This window comes from Sphingomonas palmae, assembly GCF_900109565.1.
GTDB lineage: Bacteria > Pseudomonadota > Alphaproteobacteria > Sphingomonadales > Sphingomonadaceae > Sphingomonas > Sphingomonas palmae.
The window spans coordinates 58,139-81,581 of record NZ_FNZZ01000007.1; the positions used below are offsets into that span (position 1 = coordinate 58,139).

The following is a 23,443-nucleotide window of genomic DNA, read 5'->3' on the forward strand; positions in this document are numbered from 1 at the left end:
TAGATCACCGCGCCCTTCCACCAGGGCGCCCTGTCCGCTCTCATTAGGTCCGCCACTCGCTGCTCCCGATCCGCGCAACCGACTCTAGCCGAACGCCGGCACGCTGACACGTCCTCAACCGCGCGGGCTCACCCGAGCGCGTGCACACCCCATTGATCGTAGCCGTACCGTCGCGCACCGATCTCGAACGTCGCCGGGCCGGTCACGCGTGGCTCGTCGCGCGCACCGATCCCGCGCGCCATGTGCGCGGGGATCGTGACGCGCGTGACTGCGCCCCCGAATGGGCTGGCGATCGGGTCGGGCAGGTCGATCAACAGGTCGCGCGCGCCCAGCCGCGTAACCACCGCTTCCTCGACATCCGCGAAGGTGAGTGTGCGGAATGGCTGCGACAGGTCCAGCGCGATACGTCGCGCGGCTTCGGCCGAGGCGAGCTCGCCGCCCGCACGCTCGGCGGCGTGATTGTGCCACGCGGGGTCGCCCGCGACGATCGCGGCGAGCGCGTCGGGGTGAAGCGCGCGCTCGACCAGCCGGCGGTTATCGCGCGGGATGACGATCTCTGGTGACCGCTCCAGCACCCGCAATGTCGCCTCGAGCTGGACCAGATTGGGGTAGACGCTGCCGAGGCCGTGCCGCCCGCCGCCGCCCTTGCCGAGCAGCACCGACAGGTCTCGTGCTGCTGGGCGTAGCACCAGCACGCGCGCCTGCGCGAACGCGCCACGATCCTCGCGGCGGTGGCGATGCAGCCGCCCGATCCGCTGCAACAACACGTCGATCGGCGCCAGATCGGTGACGAGAAAATCGGCGTCCAGATCGAGCGACTGTTCCAGCGTCTGCGTGCCGATCAGCACCCGCCCGCGTGCACGACGCGACTTGCCGAACGCCTGCTCCACCGCTTCGTCCAGCCGCTGGCGATCGTCGCGCGCAAAGCGGCCGTGGTGCAGCGTCGGAACGCTTTCCACCGCGAACGCCAGCTCAGGCGCGCGCGCCGCCACTGCCTGCGCGACCGCCACCGCGCCCGCGACGCTGTTGCGCACCACCAGCACCGACGCGCCCGCGCGCGCCGCCTCGATCGCGCGCCCCGCGATCGCTTGGGGGTCGTCGATCAGCCCCGCGACCTCGACCGCCACCTGCTTCGCCGCGCCCGCTGCTCCCGCCGCGGCTCGAAGCGCCGCGTCACTTCCCGACAGCGCCGGATACGGCTGCGCCTCTGTCTCCGCCAACGGCGGCACCGCTCCACCCAGCAGGCCTGCGCGCGCCGCCGCGCCGAGCGTCGCCGACAATAGCAGCGCGTGCCCACCGACTGCAATGTGATGCACCAGCAGCCGTTCGAGCAGCCCCGCCATATAGCTGTCCGACGCGTGCACCTCGTCGACCACCAGCAGGCTGCGCGACAGCACGCCGGCGCGGAACAGCGCGTGCTTGACCGGCAGGATGCCGAGCAGCGCCTGATCGATCGTCCCCACCGCTACGCGCGCGGCGAGGAAGTTCAGGCTCCGCTCCGCCGCCCAGCGCGCATCGGGTGCCCGTTCGCGTTCGTTGTGGCCCGGCTCGTCCCAACGCACGGCATAGTCCGGCAGCGCCTGCCCCACTGCATCGCCCGCGCGCAGATAGCCCGGCACCGCCAGCACCGCTTCGGGCGCGTCCGTGCCCCAGACGCGCTTCAGCATCGCGTCGACGCGCGCGTGCAATTGCACCGCCGCCGACCGCGTCGGCAGCGCGAAGAACAATCCGTCGACTTGCCCTCGCCGCCTGAGTTCGAGCCAGCGCCACAACGCCGCCTCGGTCTTCCCCGACCCTGTCTCCGCCTCGATCAACGCTACCGCGCCAAACTCGTCGCCTGCCGCCTCCAGCTGGAACCCGTGCGGCGGGAAGCCGAACGCCTGCTCGAAGTCGCATGCCGGCGTGTCGAGCGGCAGAAACCCGCGCGCCGCCGCCGCCGCGCGCACCTGTTCGACGCGCAGTGGCTCGCGCGCATCACCATGCGGCGCACCCACCGGCAATCGCCGCGCGTCCGAGCCGATCCAGTCGGCGAGCGTCACCAATCCCGCGAACAGCGCAACGAACCGCGGCGCATCTGGCAGTGCCGCGCCCGCCTCCCACGCCAGCGGCCAACGCGCGCGCACCGCCTCGATCACCGGCACCACGCGCGCCGCCGGGGCGTCTCCCGCTTTCTCCCACCATTCGTCGACCAGCGCGGTCCAACTTCCGGTGTCCACCATTGCGCGCTGGTGGAAGGCGGCGAGCGGCTTGCCATGATGCGCCATCACCGCCGCGACGTGCTGCCGTGCGCCCCAGTCGCGCATCAGCGCGTGGAGTATCTCCGCCGCCGCGCTGCGTTTGAGCACCGAATGGTTGAGCAGCGCCGCGACCGGCGCGGTGTGCCCTACCGGCGGCTTCGCGGGATCGATCCGCGCCTGAAAGCCCCGGTTCGCCTTGCCAACGTCGTGCAGCGCGGCCAGCGCGCACAGCCGCGCCACGTCCTGCGCGCTCAGCGCCCGCCCCGCCCCGGCCTCTAGCGGCGCGCGCCAAGCCTCAATGACCATCGCCATCGCCGCGCCGACGTCGAGGCAATGGTCGGCGAGCGGCAGCGCCGCGGTCACCTCGTCCCCTTCGCGCAGCAGCTTGGCCCAGGGCTGGTCCACCGTCACCGTCATCGCACTGCCTCCCGCATCCGAACGATACCGGCGCGCGGCACAGCGCCGCCACGTCATTGCTTACAGCTTCGCGCCGCCGACCGCCTGAAACCCGCGGTTCACGCCAGGTCTCACCGGATCGGACGCTTCCCGCATTGGCTTCCCCGCCCGCCTTTCGCACCCTTGCCGCACGCAGCAATCGGGAGGGTGCGCATGACCGACGCCAGGGAAGCCCGCCAGACCCAGTCCGCCCGCACGCCCGGCGTCGGCCAGTTCGTCTCGCTGCGCGGCCGCTTGTGGATGGTGGAGGGCGAGCCCGACCACCCGCTCGCCGGCCATCGCCTGTCATGCATCGACGACGACGCCAACGGCGAGCAGGCGCAGGTCTTATGGGGTGCGGAGGTCGACGCGCGGCTCCACGACGAGGAGGCATGGGCCTCACTCGGCCAGCCGGGACCACGCGGCGGCGGCGATGCCGCGACCTTCTCCGCTTACCTGCGCACCGTGCGCTGGCGCACCGCCACCGCGGCCGAGCGCGACCTGTTCCAGGCACCGTTCCGCGCCGGCATCCGGCTCAATCCCTATCAGCTGCTCCCGCTGCGCAAGGCGCTGCGCCTGCCGCGGGTCAACCTGCTGATCGCCGACGACGTCGGGCTCGGCAAAACGGTCGAGGCCGGGCTGGTCTTGCGCGAGCTGCTGTTGCGTCGCCGCGTCGATTTCACGCTGGTGCTCGCCCCGCCGTCGATGGCGCAGCAATGGCAGGACGAGTTGCAGACCAAGTTCGGCCTCGCGTTCGAGATCGTCGACGCCGAGCATCTGGAGGCGCTGCGCCGCCGCCGCGGCTACGGCGCGAACCCCTGGGCGGCGGGGTCGCGCTTCATCCTGTCGCACCGGCTGCTCGGCGACGAGAGCTATGTCGCGGGGTTGCGCGACGTGCTGGAGGATTTCCGCGCCCGCTCGCTCCTCATCCTCGACGAAGCGCATCATGCCGCGCCCGCGGGCAACGGCCGCTATGCGATCGAGAGCCAGTTCACGCGCAGCTTGCGCGACCTGTGTGATCGTTTCGAGCACCGCCTGTTCCTGTCGGCGACGCCGCACAACGGCCACGCCAACAGCTTCGCGACGCTGCTCGAACTTCTCGACCCGCAGCGCTTCACGCGCGGCGTGCCGGTGCGTCCCGCCGACCTCGAACCGGTCATGGTACGGCGGCTGAAAAGCGACCTGCGCGCGTTGGGCGAAGCGTTCCCTGAGCGCATAATCGAACCGGTCGTGATCGACGGCCTGCCCGCCGACGCGCCCGAACTCGTACTCGCCGCCATGCTCGCCGACTATCGCCGCATTCGCGACCAGCGCATCGCCGCGCTCACCCCGGCGCAGGCCGCGCGCACGCGGCTGGCCTTTGTCGGCTTGCAGCAGCGATTGCTCTCGTCGATCGCCGCCTTCGCGCGCACGCTGCGCGTCCACTTGGCCGGACTCGACCGCGTGATCGCCGGCGAGCGAGCAGAGGCGTCCGCGGCCGACATTACCGATCCGACCTCAGCCGACGAGGAACAGGCCGCGCTCGACCTGCTCGCCCGGCGCGACGCCGCTGCGACCCACGCCGCCGCGCTCGCCGGCGTACGTGGCGCAACGCGCGAGCAGCTCGCAGCCGAACGCGCGCACGCGCTCGCGATGCTCGATGTGGCAGAGCGTGCCCGCGCCCTCCCCGACGCGCGGGTGCGCTGGATCGTCGATTGGGCGCGCACCCACCTGCAACACGCGGACGGCGAATGGCGCGAACGCCGCCTGATCCTGTTTACCGAGTATGAGGACACGCGCCGCTGGCTCCAGCGCCAATTGCAGGTGCTGCTCGACGCGGATGATCCACACGAAGCCGACCGGATCACCAGCTTCACCGGCGTCACCCCGCCCGACTGGCGCGAGGCGATCAAGCGCGCCTTCAACGACCCCACCGCCCCCGTACGCATCCTGATCTGCACCGACGCCGCGCGCGAAGGGATCAACCTCCAGGCGCAATGCCATGATCTGATCCACGTCGACCTGCCGTGGAATCCCTCGCGGCTCGAACAACGCAACGGTCGCATCGATCGCAAGCTGCAACCCAGCGACACCGTCACCTGCCGCTATTTCATCTACGCGCAGCGCGCGGAGGACGTCGTGCTGGGTGTCCTGGTGCGCAAGACCGAGCTGATCCGCCAGCAGCTCGGCTCCGCGGGTCAGGTGCTCGGCGCACGCATCGCCGACCGGCTGGCGCGCGCCGGGATCGACCGAGCCACCGCGCACGCACTCGCCGACCAGGTCCGCGACGAGGAGGTCGACGCGCGCGTCCGCGCTGCGGTGGACGATCTCGGCGACGGCGCCGACGCCCGCCTCGCGCGGCTCAGGCGCGAACAGGCCGACCTGGCACAAGCACTCGAACAGGCGCGCGCCCGCGTCGGCGTCGACCCGGCCGAGCTGCAATCGGTCGTCGGCCTCGCGCTCACGCAAGCGGGCGGCGCGTGGGACCACGCCGCCACGATCGGCACGACGCCGGTGCTCGCGCTCGACGAGCAGGTGCCTGCGATCGCCCACGATCCGAGCTGGCACGTCATGCTCGACGAGCTGCGCCGCCGCCCGATGCGCGGTGGGGAGCGCGTGCCCGAGTGGCGCGCGGCGCGCGATGCCGCAGTGCGCCGCATCAGCTTTGCGCCCGCGATCCTCGCCGACGGACGCGACGCGGGCGACGTCGTCCACCTCCACCTCGAACACCGGCTGGTGCGCCGCCTGCTCGGCCGCTTCGTCACCGCCGGCTTCCGCCACGGACTGGAGCGCGCCTGCGTCATCCGCACCGCTGCCGCCAGGTCCCCGCGGGTCGTGCTGATCGGCCGCGTCGCGCTCTACGGCGAGGGTGCGGCGCGGTTGCACGAAGAAGTGCTGAGCGTCGCCGCCGACTGGCGGGCGCGCGTACCCGGTGCACCGCCGCTGCGCGTGCTCGCCGAGGGTCGCGGTGCGGAGACACGCGTGCTCGACGAGCTGATCGGCGCGCTGCGCACCGCGCGCGACGCCGACGCGGACACCGTCGCGCACGCGACCGCGCACGCCGCCGCCGACGTCGCCGACCTCCGCCCCGCGTTGGAGGCGCGCGCCGCCGCCCGCGTTGAGCGCGTGGCCGCCGAGATCACGCGCCGCGCCGCCGCCGAGGCACGCGGGCTCGAGACGCTGCTTGAGGCGCGGATCGCGCGCATCCGGCGCGAGCGCGGTGAGGACGACGCGCAGCTCGCCCTGCTGCTCGACCCGGCCGAGGCACGGCAGCGCGCCGCCGATCGCCGTTCCTGGGAGCGCGCGGCGACGCGGCTCGACGACGAACTGGTGCGCGAACCCCAGCGGCTGCGCGCCGCCGCGCGCATCTGCGCCACTCGCGTCGAGCCGATCGGACTCGTCTACCTATGGCCCGAGACGTGAGCGCGCCGCTTCCAAACGCACACGACTGGATCGGCTATCTCCAGCCGGTCGGCCTCGTCATCGCCCCCGCCGCGCTGTCGCGCATCGGGCTGTGGCCCGCACCGCAGACCGCCGCCGACACGAGCGCCGTCGCGGACGCGCTCGGCGCGGAGACGTGGCCGCTGTTCCGCGACGTACTCGGCTGGCCCGCCGACCGCGTCGCCGGTGCACCCGGCGGCTCGGCATTGCCAGAGGCGTGCCGCTTCGCCTTCACCGAGCAGGACACGTTGCTCGAACCCGACTGGGCGGTGCTGGACGCCGACGGCGCGCCGCTTCTGCTCGTTCGCATTGAACAGCCCGACCTCGTGCTCGACCGCCGCGGCACGCTGGACGGATGGGAGGCGACCGCCCAGCAGCGCTTTGAACGGTTGCTGCGCGAAACGGGCGTCCTCGCCGGCGTGCTCATCGGCGCGCGCGAGACCGGCCGCGTTGAGGGCGAGGCGACCGAGCCGGTGCTGCGCCTCGTCGTCGCGCCCCGCGGAGAAGCATCGGGGCATATCACCTGGCCGCTCGCCGCGCTCGCCACCACCGGCGGTCGCGCGATGCTCGCCGGTCTGAAGCTGCTGCTCGACGCGCACGCACTCTTCACCGGTCCGCCGTCGCACCGCCTTCCTACGATCCTTGCCGAGAGCCGCGCCGCGCAGGCCGACGTGTCGTCGCGTCTGTCGGGACAGGTGCTGGCCAGCCTGCACGAGCTGCTGCGCGGGCTCGACGCCGCCGCGCCCGACCGCATCCGCGCGCTCACGCTGCGCGATCCGCAGCATCTCTACGAAGGCGTGCTGACCGTGCTGCTGCGGCTCATCTTTATCCTCTACGCGGAGGATCGCGGGCTGATGCCCTCGGCGGCGGGCGGCGCGGCGGCGTCGCTCTACGAACAGGGCTATGCGCTCGGCGGGCTCCATCTGCGACTGCGCGACGACCACGCGCTCTACCCCGACACGATCGACGAGCGTCGCGGTGCCTGGGGCCGATTGCTTGCGCTGTTCCGGCTGGTCGATCGCGGCCACCCCTCGGGCTTCATGCAGGCGCGCGGCGGCACGTTGTTCGACGAACACGCCTTTCCGTTCCTGCTCGGGCGCGACACCGCCGGCGATGCCGAACAGGTGCTCGCCGTCAGCGACGGTTGCGTGCTGCGCGTGCTCGACAACCTGCTGATGCTCGGCGGCGAGCGCGTCGCCTACCGTGCCTTGAGCGTCGAGCAGATCGGCGCGGTGTACGAAACCGTGATGGGCTTTACCGCGATCTGCGCGCCCGCGCCGATGCTGGCGATCCGCGCGGGCAAGAACAATCGCGTGCCCGTCTGGGTCAACCTCGCCGCGCTCGCGACGACGAAGCCGGGCGAGCGCGAGAAGTGGCTCAAAGCCGCGACCGGCCGTGGCGCCTTTCCAGCGGCGGTCGCGCAAGGCCTGCGCACCGCCGACGGCATCGACGCGCTCGGCCTCGCGCTCGCGCCGATCGCCGACCTGCGCGCCTGCCCGCGCCGCACCCCCGTCGCCGCCGGTACGCCGGTGCTGCAACCGACCGACGAGCGCCGCCGCACCGGCAGCCATTACACCCCGCGCGCGCTGACGCAGCCGATCGTCACCCACGCGCTCGCCCCCGCTTTTGCCCGCATCGGCGCCGACGCGCGTCCCGCCGACGTGCTCGACCTGAAGGTGTGCGATCCCGCCGCGGGTTCGGGCGCGTTCCTGGTCGAGGCGTGCCGGCAATTGGGCGAGCGGCTGGTCACCGCTTGGGCGCGCTGGCCCGCGCAACGCCCGACGATCCCAGCGGACGAAGACGAGCTGCTCCATGCCAAGCGGCTGGTCGCGCAGCACTGCCTGCGCGGCGTCGATCGCAATCCGCTCGCGATCGACCTCGCCAAATTGTCGCTGTGGCTGGAGACGCTGGCGAGCGCGCACGAATTCACCTTTCTCGACGGCGTGCTGCGGAGCGGCGACAGCCTCGTCGGACTGCCCAACCCCAACATCGTCGCAGTCACCTGGGGCCGCGTGTCGCAGCAGCACGGTTTCGTGGAGGCGATCGTTCGTGAGGGCATCGACGCCGCCGCCGAACTGCGCCGGTTGATGCGCGTCGAGGCAGAGATCGCGCCCTATGCCGCGCAGGAGCGCCGCCACCGCGCCGCCGCGACCGCGCTCAAACGCGCGCACCTCGTCGCCGACGCGGTGCTCCACGCCTTCTTCTCCGGCACCAGCAAGCGCGACCGCGACGCGCGTCTGGCCGAGGTGCAGCAATGCGTGCTCGCTCCCACCGACGCCAGCTGGGCACGGCTGGAAGAATGGCAACGCGCGCTCCACGACCCTTTGATCGGCATCACGCCGTTCCACTGGGAGCTGGAGTTTGAGGACGTGTTCGCCCGCCCGAACCCCGGCTTCGACGCGATCATCGGCAACCCGCCGTTCGCGGGCAAGAACACGATCGCCGCCGGGCACGCCGCGGCCTATCCCGATTGGCTCAAGGCGCTCCACGCGAACGCACACGGCAACGCCGACCTGTGCGCGCATTTCTTCCGCCGCGCGTTCAGCCTGTTGCGCCGTGGCGGCGCGTTCGGGCTGATCGCGACCAACACGATCCGTCAGGGCGACACGCGCGAGACCGGCCTCGCGCAGATCCTCGCCGACGGCGGCACGATCACCCGCGCGATCAGTCGCCACCGCTGGGAAGGCGAAGCTGCGGTCGTCGTCGCGCAGGTCTTCGTCCAGCGCGGACCCGTCGCGCCCGACACGGTGCCGATCCTCGATCACCGCCCGGTCCGCCGTATCTCCGCCTATCTGATGGAAGGCGACCTCGACGCTTCGCCTGCCGCCTTGCGGGAGAATGCGGGGACGGCGTTCATCGGCTCGTTCCTACTTGGCATGGGGTTCACCTTCGATGACGTGAATGCGGCCAACGGCATCGCCACCCCCATCGCAAACATGAGGTACTTACTTGCTACCGATCCGCAAAACGCCAGCGTCATCAAACCTTATCTCGGCGGCGAAGAAATCAACAATTCGCCTTCCTTCTCGCACCACCGTTACGTGATTGACTTCGCTGACCGGCCACTATCGCGAGAAACGGATGGCTCATCCTGGTACGATCTGACTGCGACCGAACAGCTGCAACAACAGCGCGGCGGAATAGTCGCGAAAGACTATCCGGGTCGGGTCGCAGCTGACTGGCCCGACCTGCTCAAGATCATCATGCAGAAGGTCAAGCCGGAGCGGCTTAAACAGAACGATGCTAACGGAAAACGCCTTTGGTGGCGGCACCTGCGAACGCGACCTGAGCTGTATCAGACTACTGGGCTCTTATCTCACGTACTGGCAGTAAACTGCGGAGCGACGCCACACGTTTGTTTCGCACGATTGCCAACCGGTCCGACATTCTCCCACACGACCGCCGTCTTCGCCCTCCCCACCTTCGCCGCCTTCGCGACGCTACAGTCGCGCGTGCACGAGGTGTGGGCGCGCTTCTTCGCGTCGTCGATGAAGGACGACCTGCGCTACACACCGTCCGATTGTTTCGAGACCTTCCCGCTCCCGCCCGGCTACGCCGACGCGCCCGCGCTCGAACATGCCGGACAACGCTACCACGACGCGCGCGCCGCGCTGATGATCGCGCGGGGCGAGGGCATGACGCCGACCTACAACCGCTTCCACCGCGCCACTGACCAGGCCGACGACATCGCGGCCCTGCGCGCACTGCACCACGTAATCGATCGCGCCGTCCTCACCGCCTACGGCTGGCACGACCTCGCCGAGGCCGCGGCACCCGTCTTCCTCGATACCGACGAGGACGACCACCGCTACCAGCGCCGCCTGTTCTGGCCAGCGCCCTTTCGCGACGCGGTGCTCGCGCGGTTGTTGCGCCTGAACCAGGAGCGCGCCCGGATGGAGCAATTGTCATGACCGCCGCCCAAGGAGCAGCCGGCGTCCGCGCCGAGCTCGTCCACCGCCTGCGCCGCAACCTGATCGGGCCGAGCGAGGCGGAGGACGCCGACCTCGCGACCGAGCGGCTTCCGCCCGGCGAGGCGCCGTCGCGCTGGTATCTGTCGGGCTTCATCGCGCCTTCGGGCGAACTGACGCCCGAGTCTGCCATTCCCGCCGACGCATCCGACGACGAGATCGACCCGCTCCTACCCGAACTCGACGAGTGGAACGTCGCCGCCGCCGCCGGCGAGCTCGACGACGCCGAGGCACCAGCCTCGCGCCGCCGCTATCTGCCGAGCGCGATCGGTCTGTCGACGATGGTCGACGCGTCGGTGCGCGCGCTCGACGTGACCGTGAGTTGGGGCGACTACGTCCCCGAACCCCCGCTCCCGCCCGAACTGCTCGGAGCCGGCAGCGACCAGCGCGGCGAGCCCGTCAGCTGGCGGCGCGTGCCTCGTGAGATAACGCTGACGCTCGCACTTCCGCACGCCGACGCAGGCATCGCGCGCACGCCGCTGCCCGGATCAGGCGCGACCGCGCGCTCGGGCGGCGGCCTCGAACTCGCGGTCCGCGCACGCCCGTTCGCACTCACGCTCGCGGACGGCAGCACGCGCGAGGTGCAGGTCGTCACCGTGTTCATCGTCAACAAGCGCGCGGAGCCGCCGTCCGCCTATCGCGACCTGTCCTACGCCTATCAGATCCGGCTCGATCTCGCCTGCGCGTCGGGCTTCGTGCCGCAGGGCGACCTGTCAAGGATCGCGCGCGACGACTGGGACGACCAACTCGCCGACCTCCACTACCGCCACACCGCGTCCTACGCCGCCGGGCTCGGCTGCGCGGCGGCGCATCAGGCCGACCCGGATGGCGCCGTACGCCGCATCCACACCACGCATCTGCCGCGCGCCGCGGTGGAGCGCACCGTGCCCGCGCCGGTGCCGGACGCAACCTTCGGCATGGACCGGCTCGCCGCGCTCGCCCGCGACGACGCCGCCGGCCTGCACGCCGCCCTTACGCCGCTCGTCACCGCCTATACCGCGTGGTCGGCCACGCAAGCCGATGCCGCCACCGCGCCCGACATCGCTGGTGCCGCGCAGCGCGCGCGCACTGCCGCGACGCTGATCGCCGCACAGGAAGAGGCACGCGCCCGCATCGCCGCGGGCATCGCGCTCGTCACGCAGGACCCGCGCGTCCGCACCGCGTTCGAGATCGCCAACCGCGCCGTCGCCGACGCGACCCGCGCGCGCCGCCCCGCCGACACGACGCCATCGTGGCGCCCGTTCCAGCTCGCCTTCATCCTGTTGAACGTCTCAGGCATGGCCGACCCGCGCCACGCCGATCGCGAGATCGCCGACCTGCTGTTCTTCCCCACCGGCGGCGGCAAGACCGAGGCGTATCTTGGCCTCGCCGCCTTCACCATCGCGCTCAGGCGGCTGGGTGCGGCGGGGCTGCTCGGCGCGGGCGTGTCGGTCGTGATGCGCTACACGCTGCGCCTCCTGACGCTCGATCAGCTCGGCCGCACCGCCGGGCTGGTCTGCGCGCTCGAGCTGCTGCGCACTGGTCCCGATTACCTGGACGCGAACGACCGCCCGCTGCTCGGCGACTGGAGAATCGAGATTGGACTGTGGGTCGGCTCGGACGCGAGCCCCAACCGCCTCGGCCGTCGCGGCGACAAGTCGGAGGGCACCGCGGTCCGCCGCGTCCGCGCTTACAAGAGCGGGCGAGACTCACGGGCGCCCGCGCCGATCAAGTCGTGCCCGTGGTGCGACACCGCCTTCACCGCCGACAGCTTTCACTGCGTTCCCAATGCCGACGCGCCGACCAACCTCGAGCTGCGCTGCGTCAATCTCCACTGCGCCTTCACCGGCGACCGCGCGCTGCCGATCGTCACCGTCGACGAGGCGATCTACCGCCGCCTGCCCGCCTTCCTGATCGCCACCGTCGACAAATTCGCCGCCTTGCCGTGGGTAGGGGAAGCCGGCGCCTTCTTCGGCCACGTCGACCGCGCCGACGCGAACGGCTTCTACGGCGCAGGCGAGCCCGGCGTCGGCCGCGCGCTTGATGGCGGACACCAACTCGCCCCGCCCGATCTCGTGATACAGGACGAATTGCACCTGATCTCGGGCCCGCTCGGCACGGTCGCCGGGCTGTACGAGGCGGCGATCGACGCACTCGCCGCGCGGACCGTCGCCGGGCAGCGCGTCCGGCCCAAGATCGTCGCCTCGACCGCCACCGTGCGCCGCGCACGCGACCAGATCCGCGCCTTGTTCGACCGCGCCGAAACACGCATCTTCCCGCCGCCCGGCATCTCCGTGCGCGACAGCTTCTTCGCGCTGACCCGCGCCGAGAGCGACGCCGACCCCGCGCGCTGGTACGTCGGCATCGCCGCGGCGGGACGCGGGCCGAAGCTCGTCTTCCTCCAGGCGCTCGTCACGCTGCTGGGCGCGGCGCAGGGGCTGGCGGACGAGGGCGCTGGCGACACCGACGCGTACCTCACCGCGCTCTGCTACTTCAACGCGCTGCGCGAACTGGGTGGTGCGCGCCGCATCGTCGAGGATGAGGTCGCCAACCGCCTCGCGCATTACGGCACGCGCCGCCGCCGCAACGAACCCGCCGACCACCCCTTCGGCGACCGCACGCTCGCCGAGCCGGTCGAGCTCACCTCGCGCGTCTCGACCGATCAGGTCGCGGCCGCGAAGCGGCGGCTCGAAGCGAGGTCCGGCGCAGAGGGCGCGGAGCCCGTCGACGTGGCACTCGCCACCAACATGATTTCGGTCGGGTTGGACATCGACCGGCTCGGGCTGATGCTGGTGCAGGGTCAGCCCAAGACCGCGGCCGAATATATCCAGGCGACCAGCCGCGTCGGGCGCAACGCGGCACGCCCCGGCCTCGTCGTTGTCGTGCTCAACGTTCATCGCCCGCGCGACCGGATGCATTTCGAGCAGTTCGGTCATTTCCATGATACCTTCTACCGCTCGGTCGAGGCGACCAGCGTCACGCCGTGGTCGCCGCGCGCGCTCGACCGCGCGCTCGCCGCCGTCGTGGTCGCGATCGCGCGTCACCTCGACCCGGCGCTGACGCCCGCCGGCGCGGTCGACGCGCTCGCCAACGCGCTCGCGACGCGCGCGGCGGTGGTGCAACATCTGGTCCAGCGCGCGCCGGAGACGATCGAGGGCGGCCGCACACAGCTCACAGCGACGATCGAGGCCATGCTCGACGATTGGATCGCGATCGCCGCTGATCAAACCGCGGCGGGCGGGCGCTTCACCTATGCCGAACGCCCGCATCGCCTGCTCCACCCGCCGCTCGACCCCGTGCTCCAAAATCTCTCTCCGGCGCAGCAGCGATTTCAGGCCGGGTGGAGCATGCGCGATGTCGAACCCGGCGTCCTGCTCAAACCCCGCAGCCCGATGGGCGAGCGCGTCAGCGGTGCCGGAGACATGTCATGAGCGCCAAACCCGTCACGCTGCGCGCGTCGCAGCTCATCATCGGCTTCGGTCCCGGCGCGATGGTCGACCTGCCGACGCGCTCGGTCGTGATTGGCGGGCTTGATCTCTGGCACATGCGCGAGGCGGGCAGCTGGCGTCCGATCCAGGAACCGCGCGCGGTCGCGGTGCTCGAGGCATTGCTGCGCGGCAACGGACGGCTCGCCGACGATCAGCGGCTCTCGCTTCGCACGCCCCCGGTCCACGACGACGCCCGCCGGACCGCGGGCACCAGCGAGCCGCCGGGCGTCGAGGCGCGCATCTTCCCGGCCTGGTTCGTCGCGCGCGACGCGGAAGAAGCGGGCGAGGTGCGCCGCCGCCGGCTGGTGCGCTGGCGCGACCTCGATCCGCGCGGACGCGCCGACTTTGTCGATGACGATGGCCACCGTGTCGCCGTCACCCCGATCCGTTTCGTCGCCGGCTGCCGCAAGGGGCATCTGCAGGACATCGACTGGGGCTACACCGTCCACATCGGCAGCGAGGAACGCTGTGTTCAGTCGATGTGGCTGGAGGAGCGCGGCACCTCGGGCGATCCTGCCTCCACGCGCGTCGTGTGCGGCTGCGGCAAGTCGCTGTCGTTGAAGGAAGCGCAGGCGAGCGGCATCCTCGGCGCGTGTCGCGGTCGTCGTCCGTGGCTGGTCAGCGACGAACCCGATGGCTGCCGCGAGAACCTGCGCTTCCTCAGCCGCACCGCCACCAACGCCTATTTCCCGCAGGTGCTGACCGTCATCTCGTTGCCGACCGCGGAGGACGATCTCTCCGCGCTGGTCGAGGAACATCTCGACGCGATCGACTGGGTCGAAACAATTGACGAGATGGCGGTGGCGCGCCGTGCCAACCCCGCACTTCGCGCCGCGTTCGACGGCTGGAGCGACGCCGACGTCGTCGCGCGCATCGCGCACATTCGCGTCACCGGGCGACAGGCGCTCGCGCGCGCGCCGAAGGCGGCGGAGTTCGACCTGCTCGCCTCCGGGCTCGACGTGATCGGCTCGGACGCGCCCGATGCGAAGCTACACGCCCGCACGCTCGCGCGCGGCGATTGGGATGGCGACCGCGCGCGACTCGCGCCCGTGGAGTCCGTCGTCGCCGTTCACCGCTTGCGCGAGGTCGCCTGCCTCTACGGCTTCACCCGTTTCGAGGCCGCGCCGACCGCGGTCGACGGTGATCTGGAGGAACTGCACATCGCGGTCGAGGGCGCCGCGCTCGCGACCGAGCTCGAGTGGCTTCCCGCCGCCGAGCAACTGGGCGAGGGCGTGTTCCTGCGCTTCTCCGCCGCCGCGATCCGCGAGTGGCTCGCGCGCCCCGCGGTTCACGCGCGCGGCGACCTGCTGCTGCGCGGGTGGGAGCGCTGGGCCGCGAACCAGCCGTTCGGCGACAAGCTCCACTTTCCCCGCCTCGCTTATTACGCGCTCCACGGTTTCAGCCACGCGCTGATGAACGAGATCGCGCTCGACTGCGGCTATCCCGCGACCGCGCTCAAGGAACGCCTGTACGCGATCGTCGACGACGACGGCGAGCGCTTCGGCCTGCTCCTCTACACCGCCTCCACCGGCGCGCAGGGGACGCTCGGCGGGCTGATCGCGGTGCTGCCGCGCCTGGGTGCGATCATCGAGCGCGCGCTCGACCGGCTCGCGCTCTGCTCGGGCGACCCGATCTGCGCCGAACACGACCCCGACACCCACGCCGACGAACGCGCGCTGAGCGGCGCGGCCTGCCACGCCTGCCTGCTCGTCGCCGAAACCAGCTGCGAAGCCCGCAACCTATACCTCGACCGCGCGCTCACCGCTCCCACCGTGTTGACCGGTGAGGCCGCGCTGTTTGGCCCGGCGACGTGAGCCACGTGCGAAGATTTACAACTTGCAAGAAATCGCGCGCGATCATGTTGATAAGTCGCTTCGCCCGCTTTGACACCCACCCGACCGGCTGGCAGGTTCGCATCATGTTCCGCGCACCGGCAGTTCAGCGATGATCGACTGGCAGGACGAACACGGGACTCGTCACGGCGGCTCGCTGTTCGCCGCCTTCGCCGCGCTGGCGAATGGCGCGGCGTGGAGCTTTCCCGCGCTCCGCCCGCACCAGCGTGAGCCGTGGCACGCCTTCACCGTGCAGGTCGCCGCGCTCGCGCTGATCCACGCCGATCGCGAGGCGCTGCCGCACGACGGGGCCGGATGGCGCGACCTGCTGCTCGCGCTCACCCCCGATTGCCCGGAGGCGTGGGAGCTCGTCGTCGACGATTGGAGCCGCCCCGCTTTGCTCCAGCCTCCGCTCGTCGCCGCGACTGATCGCGCCGCCTACAAGAACGTGCTCGCCACGCCGGACGCGCTCGACATGCTCGTCACCGCCAAAAATCACGACGTGAAGCAGGCGCGCATGGTTCACGCGGGCGAGCAGGAATGGCTCTTCGCGCTCGTCACGCTGCAGACGTTCGAGGGTTTTCTCGGCGCTGGCAATTACGGCGTGTCGCGGATGAACGGCGGCTTCGCGACGCGCATGAGCATGGGCGTGCGACCCGCCGGGGGCGCCGCCGCCGCGTTCGCGCGCGACGTCCGCCGCCTCGTCGCCGACGCACGCGCGCGCCCCAGCCGCCGCACCGGCACGGCGCTGCTGTGGACCGTCTCGTGGGACGGCACGCAGTCGCTCGACTACGCGGGGCTCGATGAACTCTACGTCGAAATCTGCCGCCGCGTCCGCCTGCGCCGCACGGCCGCGGGTAACGTGGAGGCGCTCGCCGCCGGCTCGAAGGTCGCGCGCGTCGCCGCCGCGCTGATGAAAGGGCAGACCGGAGACCCTTGGGCGCCGCTCAAGGCCGACGCGACCGCCAGCCACACGCCGACCGGCGCGGGGTTCGGCTATCGCCAGATCGCGCAACTGCTCGATCCCGCACGCATCACGCGGCCACTGCTCGCGAAAGAGGACGACCGCGACGACGCGGACGCGCTCACCCTCGTCGCGACCGCGCTGGTCCGCGGACAGGGCAAGACCGAGGGGCTGCATCGCCGCGCGATTCGCCTTTCGCGCCTGCACGAGTTGGAGGACGGCGACCTGGCCGCACTCGACCGTGTTGGACAGATCGCCAACAAACGCGCCGCCGAGGCGGGCGAGGCCGGTCGCCGGCTGCGCCGCGCGCTTATCTCGCTGGTGCAGGGCGGACCCGACCAGGCGCGGCTCGACGACGAGGCGGCGAAGAAGAAGACCGCAGCCTGGATGACGCGCTTCGACGCGGGGGTCGACGCCACCTTCTTCGACGCGGCCTTCTGGGCGCAGGCGGCGCGCGACGAGGGCAACCATCTGCTCGCCTGGCGCACCCGGTTGCGCGCGCTCGCCGGTGGCGTGTTCGCCGACGCCGCGCGTACGGCCCCGCGAACGGAGGTGCGCCGCATCCGCGCACACGCCCGCGCGCGCGCACTGCTCGACGGACAAATGGCCAAGTGGATCAAGGACGCGCAACATGGCGAGTAAGCCGCTCGATCGCGACGCCGCCGCCGGCACCGCGCCGAAAGACGTGATGACCTCGATCGCGGGGCAGATCGCGTATCTGCCGGCCGGACACCGCGCTGAGCTGCGCCGCATCTACCTGACCGGCCGCCACGCCGCCGACGGCATCGTCATCGGCCTGCTCCACCGCGCCGGCGTGACCATGCCGGGCGACGCCGCGGCGTTCCATCCGTGGCGGCTGCTGGTCCACGCCGCCGCGCTGCTATCGGGCACCGCCGGCGCGCACCCGCATTCGCGCAGCAAGCGCCTCGGCACCGCGCTTCACGCGATCGGCCTGTCGGAGAACCGGCTGCTCCGCCTTACCGCCACGCGCGGCGACGCGCTCGACGCGCAGGTGATCCGCGCCGTGCGCATGCTCGCACAGGCGGGTGAGCGCACGATCAATCTGTGGACGCTGTTCGATCTCGTCGGCAACGACGAGGCAGCGGCCGAGGAAGCGCGACTTCGCATCGCGCAGGATTATTACGCCGCCAGCGCGCGGTCGGACGAGGGGGATGAGCGTGACCAGTGAAGCCGGCGGCGTGGTGCCGAAGTTCATCCAGATCCACTTTCTCGCCGCCTGGCCGGGCGCATTGCTCAACCGCGACGACGCCGGGCTCGCCAAGCGGCTGCCGTTTGGCAGTGCGATCCGCACGCGCATCTCGTCGCAATGCCTCAAACGCCACTGGCGCATGGCCGACGACGCCCACGCACTTCACGCGCTCGCCCGGCAGAACGGCGTCGAGGGCGTCCGGTCCAAGCTCGCGATCGAGCGCGAGGTGACCGGCCCCTTGCGCGCGCGCTTCGATGAGAAAGCGGTGGACGCAGTCGAGGGCGCGTTCCTGACCAAGTTTTACGGCAAGAACGCGAAGGACAAGCAACAGCGTCAGGCGTTGCTGTTCGGCCGTCCCGAACTCGCCTGGCTGCGCGAACAAGCCGAGCGGCTCCTGTCCGAAAACGCCGATGCAAAGGCCGCGGGCGCCGCAGCGGAGGCGTGGATCAAGGAGGAGAAGGCGAACCTTAACCAGTTGCGCGACCAGAATGTGCTCGCCGCCTCGCTCGAGGCCGCGCTGTTCGGGCGCATGGTGACCAGCGACACGCGCGCAAACCGCGACGCCGCGATTCACGTCGCGCACGCGTTCACGGTCCACCCCGAACAGGCCGAGCTCGATTACTTCACCGTCGTCGACGACCTGCGCGACCGCGAACAGGGCGACGACGCGGGCGCGGCGGGTGTGTTCGATACCGAGCTGACCTCCGGGCTCTATTACGGCTACGTCGTCGTCGACGTGCCGCTGCTCGTCTCCAACCTGACCGGCTGCGCGCGCGCCGACTGGGCCGGCGACCACGACCGCGCGCTCGCGGCCCAGGTGGTCGAGCACCTCGTCCACTTGGTCGCCGAGGTGTCGCCCGGCGCGAAGAAGGGCTCGACCGCGCCGTACAGCCGCGCCGAGCTGGTGCTGGTGGAGGCAGGCGATCGCCAGCCGCGCACGCTTGCCAATGCGTTCCGCGACGCGGTCGAGACGCAGACGCGCAGCTCGAACGGCTCGCTCGGCAACCGCACGGCGGAGAAACTCGCGCGGCACCTCTCCGCGATGGACAGGATGTACGAAACCGGTGAGGCGCGCCGCCACGCCGCATTGCCCGACCTGTCGCTCGACCTGCCGGAGGTGCTGGCGACGCCGATCCCCGGCAGCAGCCTGCGCGATCTCGCCGCCTGGGCGGGCGCTACGGTGCGCGACGCCGCGGTTGCCGCGTGAGGCACCTGCTCGTCGACCTCGACGCGCCGTTGATGAGCTTCGGCGGCGACGTGGTCGACGCCAACGGCGTCGTGCGCGATTTCCCCGCCAAGTCGATGATCGCGGGGCTGTTCGCCAACGCGCTCGGCTGGGAACGCTTCGACATCGACCGGCACGCTGATCTTCAAGCGCGGCTGACGATCGGCGCGGCGCGCGTTGCCGAAGGGAAGCGCGTGCAGGATTTCCAGACCGCCAAACTCGAGGCGAACGACCGCGGCTGGACCACGCGCGGCCGGGTCGAGGGACGCGCGGGCGGCGCCGACACCTACAAGTCGCCGCACATCCGCTTCCGCGACATGGACGCCGACGCGCGCGTGCTGGTGACGTGTCGGCTCGCACCCGCCGACCAGGACGACAGCGCTCCCGATCTCCCCGCTCCCGATCTTGATAGCCTGGCGCACGCGCTCGCCCGCCCCGAACGCCCGTTGTTCATCGGTCGCAAGCCGTTCGTCCCCTCGCGCCCACTGCTGCTCGGCGTCATCGAAGCGGAAACGATCCCCGCTGCGCTCGCCGCCGGCCTCGCTCTGCTGGACGGCGTGGAGCGGCGTGACCGCGTGCGCGCGCAATGGCCCTACGCGGAGCTGACGGGAGCGACACGCGCGCAGGCGGAGGCGGCGGGCGCGCAGGAAGACGCGCTCACCGACGAGCGTCACTGGCCCTCGGGCGTCCACGCCGGGCTTCGCCGCGTCATCCACGGTCGGCTCGACTGGCCGGCGGAGGCGACCGCGTGACGCTCCACCTGCTGCGGATCGGCATCGACCGTCACGCGCTGCAACGCTTCGCGGTCGAGCGGCGGCTCGACGACGACGACGCGGGCTACGCGCTCCACGCCGCGCTCGCCGCGCGCTTCGGCGCCGCCGCGCCGCGTCCGTTCCGCTTTCTGCCCGATCATCCGCGTGGGGCCCACCTGCTTGGCTACGTCGCCGACGCCGCCGCACTTGGCGATGCCGCCGCACTCCCGCCCGCCGACGAAGGCATCGCCGCGATCTTCCCGGGCGATCACCAGCTGCAGCCGATGCCCGACGCGTGGCGCGAAGGCGCGCGCTACGCGTTCGAGGTGCGCGTCCGCCCCGTCGTGCGCTTCGGCAAGCAGGCGCGCGCCGCACGCAGTGAGCGCGGCGGCTGGCAACCGCGCGCGGGCGAGATCGACGCCTTCGTCGCCGCGTGCGAGCGCGCGGTCGCGACTGACAGAGGAGCGGGCGGCGCTCCCGATAGCGACAGCGAGTCCCTGAACATCGGCGGCGTCTCGCGCGAGGCGGTCTACGCCGACTGGCTCGCCGCGCGGCTGAATGGCGCCGCGACGATCGAGCACGCGGCCTTGCGCGACTTCCGCCGCGCGCGCACCCGCCGCAACACGCACGCGGGCAAAAGCAATACAGGCGGGCAGCCACGCACCCGCGCGGTCGAGGGTCCCGATGCGGTCATGGCCGGCACGCTCGCGGTCGCCGACGCCGCCGCCTTCGCCGCGCTGCTCGCCGGTGGCGTCGGCCGACACGCCGCGTTTGGCTTCGGCATGCTCCTCCTCGCTCCACCCGGCCGCGCGGGTTAGATGCTGTCGGGTCGCCTCGGGCTGGAGCGCGCGCGCATTCCGCACGCCGACCGGCACGGGTTGATCTGGCTCGATCGCGGGCGGCTGGAGGTGGAGGACGGCTGCCTGCGCTTCGTCACCACCGGCAGCGACGCGATGGCGGCGGGCGATTACCAGATCCCCTATCACACCATCTCGATCGTGCTGCTCGGGCCAGGCTCCAGCGTGACGCACGATGCACTGCGCCTGCTCGCGCGGCACGGCTGCGCGCTCGCCGCGATCGGTGACGGCGCGGTACGCTTCTACACCGCGCCACCGCTGATGCCCGACACGTCCGCGCTCGCGCGCGCGCAGGTGCGGCGCTGGGCCGATACGAAACAGCGGATGGAGGTCGCGCGCGCGATGTACGCGATGCGCTTCGGCGAGATCGTGCGCACGCGCGACATCGCGGTGCTGCGCGGACAGGAGGGTGCGCGGATCAAGCGTGCCTACGCACTCGCCGCCGAACGCCACGGTATCGCGTGGGGCGGACGCCGCTATGACCGCGAGAACCCGGAAGCCGGCGACCTCGCCAACCAGGCGATCAACCACGCCGGCGCGGCGATGACCGCGGCGGCGAGCGTCGCGGTGGCGGCGGTCGGCGCGATACCGCAGCTCGGCTTCGTTCACGAGGATTCAGGCCAGAGCTTCGTGCTCGATATCGCCGACCTCTACCGTCACGACGTGCTGCTCGACATCGCCTTCTCCGCCGTGCGCGAAGCGCGCGCGGCGGGTGCGGCCCCGGTCGAGCGGCTGGTGCGCAAGCGCGCGGCGCTGCTGTTCCGTCAGCGCAGCGTCATTCCCGGCATGATCGACCGCATCAAGACGCTGCTGATGCCGGGGCAAGAAGGCGAGGTGATCGCAGACGCCGGCGCCGGCGCGGGAAGCGCGGCCGAAAGCAGGCGCGCGCCCTGATGCCGCTCACGGTGATCATCACCCGCGATGTCGAGGACCGCTACCGCGGGCTGCTCGGCTCGGCGATGCTCGAACTGGCACCCGGCGTCTACGCGCAGCCGCGGATGAGCGCGGGCGTGCGCGGCCGCATCTGGGCGGTTGTCGAGGAATGGCACAACCGCCTGCGCCGCGGCAGCATCGTCATGTGCTGGGCCGAACCCGCCTCCGCCGGCGGCCTAGGCCTCGCAACGCTCGGTGAGCCGCCAAAGCACGTCCTCGTCCACGATGCCCTCCTCCTCGTCCAACGCCCCCTTTCGCCGCGATCGACATTACTCAAGTCCTGAGCGCACGCTCATGCTTCTTTGACAATGTGAGCCTATTCAGGCTACTAGCATATAGAGGCTCCCCCGCACCCGCGGGGATCAACCCCGTCGAGTCAGTTTGGCGCGCTCGCCGGCCTTGGCTCCCCCGCACCCGCGGGGATCAACCCTCTCTGCGCGCAAGCTGCTCAGCTTCCAGCCAGGCTCCCCCGCACCCGCGGGGATCAACCCATCGTGCAGGCGTGGTGGGATTTGCAGGACGCGGCTCCCCCGCACCCGCGGGGATCAACCCCATCCCCCCTCCCCCTTCGGGGTCACGTCCCGGGCTCCCCCGCACCCGCGGGGATCAACCCGAGCCGGGCGGATGGGATGCGCTGAAAGGCGAGGCTCCCCCGCACCCGCGGGGATCAACCCACCGCATCGGGCATTGAGCTTGGCACCTACGAGGCTCCCCCGCACCCGCGGGGATCAACCCTTCGCCGGCAGCACGTCGGTGATCGGCTCGAAGGCTCCCCCGCACCCGCGGGGATCAACCCTCCTCGAGCGTCTCACGCCTGCGCACGTGCGGGGCTCCCCCGCACCCGCGGGGATCAACCCTTCGCCGGCAGCACGTCGGTGATCGGCTCGAAGGCTCCCCCGCACCCGCGGGGATCAACCCTCCTCGAGCGTCTCACGCCTGCGCACGTGCGGGGCTCCCCCGCACCCGCGGGGATCAACCCTGTGATGCTCCACCCTGAAAACAGCAGGTGGAGGCTCCCCCGCACCCGCGGGGATCAACCCGGGCACGGCAGCAGCTTCTCGGGTTCGCTTGTGGCTCCCCCGCACCCGCGGGGATCAACCCCTTCACAGCGCCGGCCGCGAGCAGCGCCGAGCGGCTCCCCCGCACCCGCGGGGATCAACCCGAGGTGGAGATGGCCGCTCGCTGCGATCTCGCGGCTCCCCCGCACCCGCGGGGATCAACCCCGACAATCGAGGGCCTGGTCCGGGGCGATCAAGGCTCCCCCGCACCCGCGGGGATCAACCGCGAACATGCTCGACGTCCCGGCTAGGACCGCGGGCTCCCCCGCACCCGCGGGGATCAACCCGCCGAATGGCAGCTCCACCACCGACGTTCCCAGGCTCCCCCGCACCCGCGGGGATCAACCCCGAGGACGACGCCCGGCGGCTGGGCGCGGAAGGGCTCCCCCGCACCCGCGGGGATCAACCCGCGGCCGTGGCAATGGACCGCAGCGTTCGGGCGGCTCCCCCGCACCCGCGGGGATCAACCCCTGATGCACGTCGCCCGGCGGTATGACTGGGAGGCTCCCCCGCACCCGCGGGGATCAACCCCGCGCCATCGCCAATGCGGAAGACCTGTTCGTGGCTCCCCCGCACCCGCGGGGATCAACCCGATAGCCCGAAGGCGGGGCAGCGCGCGGGTTGGGCTCCCCCGCACCCGCGGGGATCAACCCGACCTCGACAATACCGGTGACGATAAGTGGCAGGCTCCCCCGCACCCGCGGGGATCAACCCGCGCTGATCGCCCATGTCCTGACGCGACACACGGCTCCCCCGCACCCGCGGGGATCAACCCCACCAGGTGGAGCTATGAACGCGCTGCTGTTCGGCTCCCCCGCACCCGCGGGGATCAACCCATACACCCGTCGCGTGTCATCGCCTTCCGAGGGGCTCCCCCGCACCCGCGGGGATCAACCGTGGCTGCGCGGGGCGGTAAACGCGACGGCGCCGGCTCCCCCGCACCCGCGGGGATCAACCCTTCTACGTCACCAACCCGAACCTCGGGCGATCGGCTCCCCCGCACCCGCGGGGATCAACCCATTTGCAAGGGCAATTTGCAGGCGCTGGTGTGGGCTCCCCCGCACCCGCGGGGATCAACCCTCGGC

General features: G+C 71.6%; 12 protein-coding genes and 1 CRISPR repeat array. Of the genes, 11 read left to right on the top strand and 1 reads right to left on the bottom strand.

Features of this window, described 5'->3' with window-relative positions; all coding sequences use genetic code 11:
- Positions 1–128 precede the first annotated feature (128 nt).
- A complete protein-coding gene (cas3, locus tag BMW51_RS14745) occupies positions 129–2,654 on the bottom strand; it encodes a CRISPR-associated helicase Cas3' (RefSeq protein ID WP_177171699.1) in 2,526 nt (841 codons plus the stop codon).
- Between the two features lie 192 nt (positions 2,655–2,846).
- Between cas3 and drmD the strand changes: the two genes are divergently transcribed.
- From drmD to cas2e, 11 genes are all read left to right on the top strand, one after another.
- Positions 2,847–6,074: a DISARM system SNF2-like helicase DrmD gene (gene drmD, locus BMW51_RS14750; RefSeq protein WP_093007815.1), complete on the top strand. Its 3,228-nt coding sequence runs from the start codon at positions 2,847–2,849 to the stop codon at positions 6,072–6,074.
- Positions 6,071–10,003, top strand: coding sequence for an Eco57I restriction-modification methylase domain-containing protein (locus BMW51_RS14755; protein WP_245708568.1), 3,933 nt, complete (start codon positions 6,071–6,073; stop codon positions 10,001–10,003). Before drmD ends, BMW51_RS14755 begins: the two co-directional genes overlap by 4 nt.
- Positions 10,000–13,470 (top strand): DISARM system helicase DrmA, encoded by a 3,471-nt coding sequence (gene drmA, locus BMW51_RS14760; RefSeq protein ID WP_093007817.1) that lies wholly within the window; start codon positions 10,000–10,002, stop codon positions 13,468–13,470. The genes BMW51_RS14755 and drmA overlap by 4 nt, the downstream gene beginning before the upstream one ends.
- Positions 13,467–15,341, top strand: a complete 1,875-nt coding sequence (gene drmB / locus BMW51_RS14765; protein ID WP_093007819.1) for a DUF1998 domain-containing protein — start codon at positions 13,467–13,469, stop codon at positions 15,339–15,341. Before drmA ends, drmB begins: the two co-directional genes overlap by 4 nt.
- 130 nt (positions 15,342–15,471) lie before the next feature.
- A complete protein-coding gene (locus BMW51_RS14770; protein WP_093007821.1) occupies positions 15,472–16,965 on the top strand; it encodes a hypothetical protein in 1,494 nt (497 codons plus the stop codon).
- Positions 16,955–17,512, top strand: a complete 558-nt coding sequence (gene casB, locus BMW51_RS14775; protein WP_093007823.1) for a type I-E CRISPR-associated protein Cse2/CasB — start codon at positions 16,955–16,957, stop codon at positions 17,510–17,512. Before BMW51_RS14770 ends, casB begins: the two co-directional genes overlap by 11 nt.
- A complete protein-coding gene (cas7e, locus tag BMW51_RS14780) occupies positions 17,502–18,740 on the top strand; it encodes a type I-E CRISPR-associated protein Cas7/Cse4/CasC (RefSeq protein ID WP_093007887.1) in 1,239 nt (412 codons plus the stop codon). The genes casB and cas7e overlap by 11 nt, the downstream gene beginning before the upstream one ends.
- Positions 18,737–19,510 carry a type I-E CRISPR-associated protein Cas5/CasD gene (gene cas5e, locus BMW51_RS14785; RefSeq protein WP_218139399.1) on the top strand — a complete coding sequence of 258 codons (774 nt, stop codon included), beginning with the start codon at positions 18,737–18,739 and terminating at the stop codon, positions 19,508–19,510. Before cas7e ends, cas5e begins: the two co-directional genes overlap by 4 nt.
- Positions 19,507–20,328, top strand: a complete 822-nt coding sequence (locus BMW51_RS14790; RefSeq protein WP_177171700.1) for a type I-E CRISPR-associated protein Cas6/Cse3/CasE — start codon at positions 19,507–19,509, stop codon at positions 20,326–20,328. Before cas5e ends, BMW51_RS14790 begins: the two co-directional genes overlap by 4 nt.
- Complete coding sequence (gene cas1e, locus BMW51_RS14795; protein WP_093007825.1) at positions 20,329–21,261, top strand: type I-E CRISPR-associated endonuclease Cas1e; 933 nt, start codon at positions 20,329–20,331, stop codon at positions 21,259–21,261. It abuts the gene before it with no gap.
- Entirely contained in the window at positions 21,261–21,584 is a 324-nt protein-coding gene (cas2e, locus tag BMW51_RS14800; protein ID WP_093007827.1) for a type I-E CRISPR-associated endoribonuclease Cas2e, read from the top strand. The genes cas1e and cas2e overlap by 1 nt, the downstream gene beginning before the upstream one ends.
- Before the next feature lie 56 nt (positions 21,585–21,640).
- Positions 21,641–23,438: direct repeats of the CRISPR family, unit length 29 nt; unit sequence GGCTCCCCCGCACCCGCGGGGATCAACCC.
- The last annotated feature ends 5 nt before the right edge of the window (positions 23,439–23,443 follow it).

Excerpts from the sequence above, each read along its gene's own strand:
- cas3 (WP_177171699.1), bottom strand. The coding sequence starts at position 2,654 with ATGACGGTGACGGTGGACCAGCCCTGGGCCAAGCTGCTGCGCGAAGGG.
- drmD (WP_093007815.1), top strand. The coding sequence starts at position 2,847 with ATGACCGACGCCAGGGAAGCCCGCCAGACCCAGTCCGCCCGCACGCCC.
- drmA (WP_093007817.1), top strand. The coding sequence starts at position 10,000 with ATGACCGCCGCCCAAGGAGCAGCCGGCGTCCGCGCCGAGCTCGTCCAC.
- drmB (WP_093007819.1), top strand. The coding sequence starts at position 13,467 with ATGAGCGCCAAACCCGTCACGCTGCGCGCGTCGCAGCTCATCATCGGC.
- BMW51_RS14770 (WP_093007821.1), top strand. The coding sequence starts at position 15,472 with ATGATCGACTGGCAGGACGAACACGGGACTCGTCACGGCGGCTCGCTG.
- casB (WP_093007823.1), top strand. The coding sequence starts at position 16,955 with ATGGCGAGTAAGCCGCTCGATCGCGACGCCGCCGCCGGCACCGCGCCG.
- cas1e (WP_093007825.1), top strand. The coding sequence starts at position 20,329 with ATGCTGTCGGGTCGCCTCGGGCTGGAGCGCGCGCGCATTCCGCACGCC.
- cas2e (WP_093007827.1), top strand. The coding sequence starts at position 21,261 with ATGCCGCTCACGGTGATCATCACCCGCGATGTCGAGGACCGCTACCGC.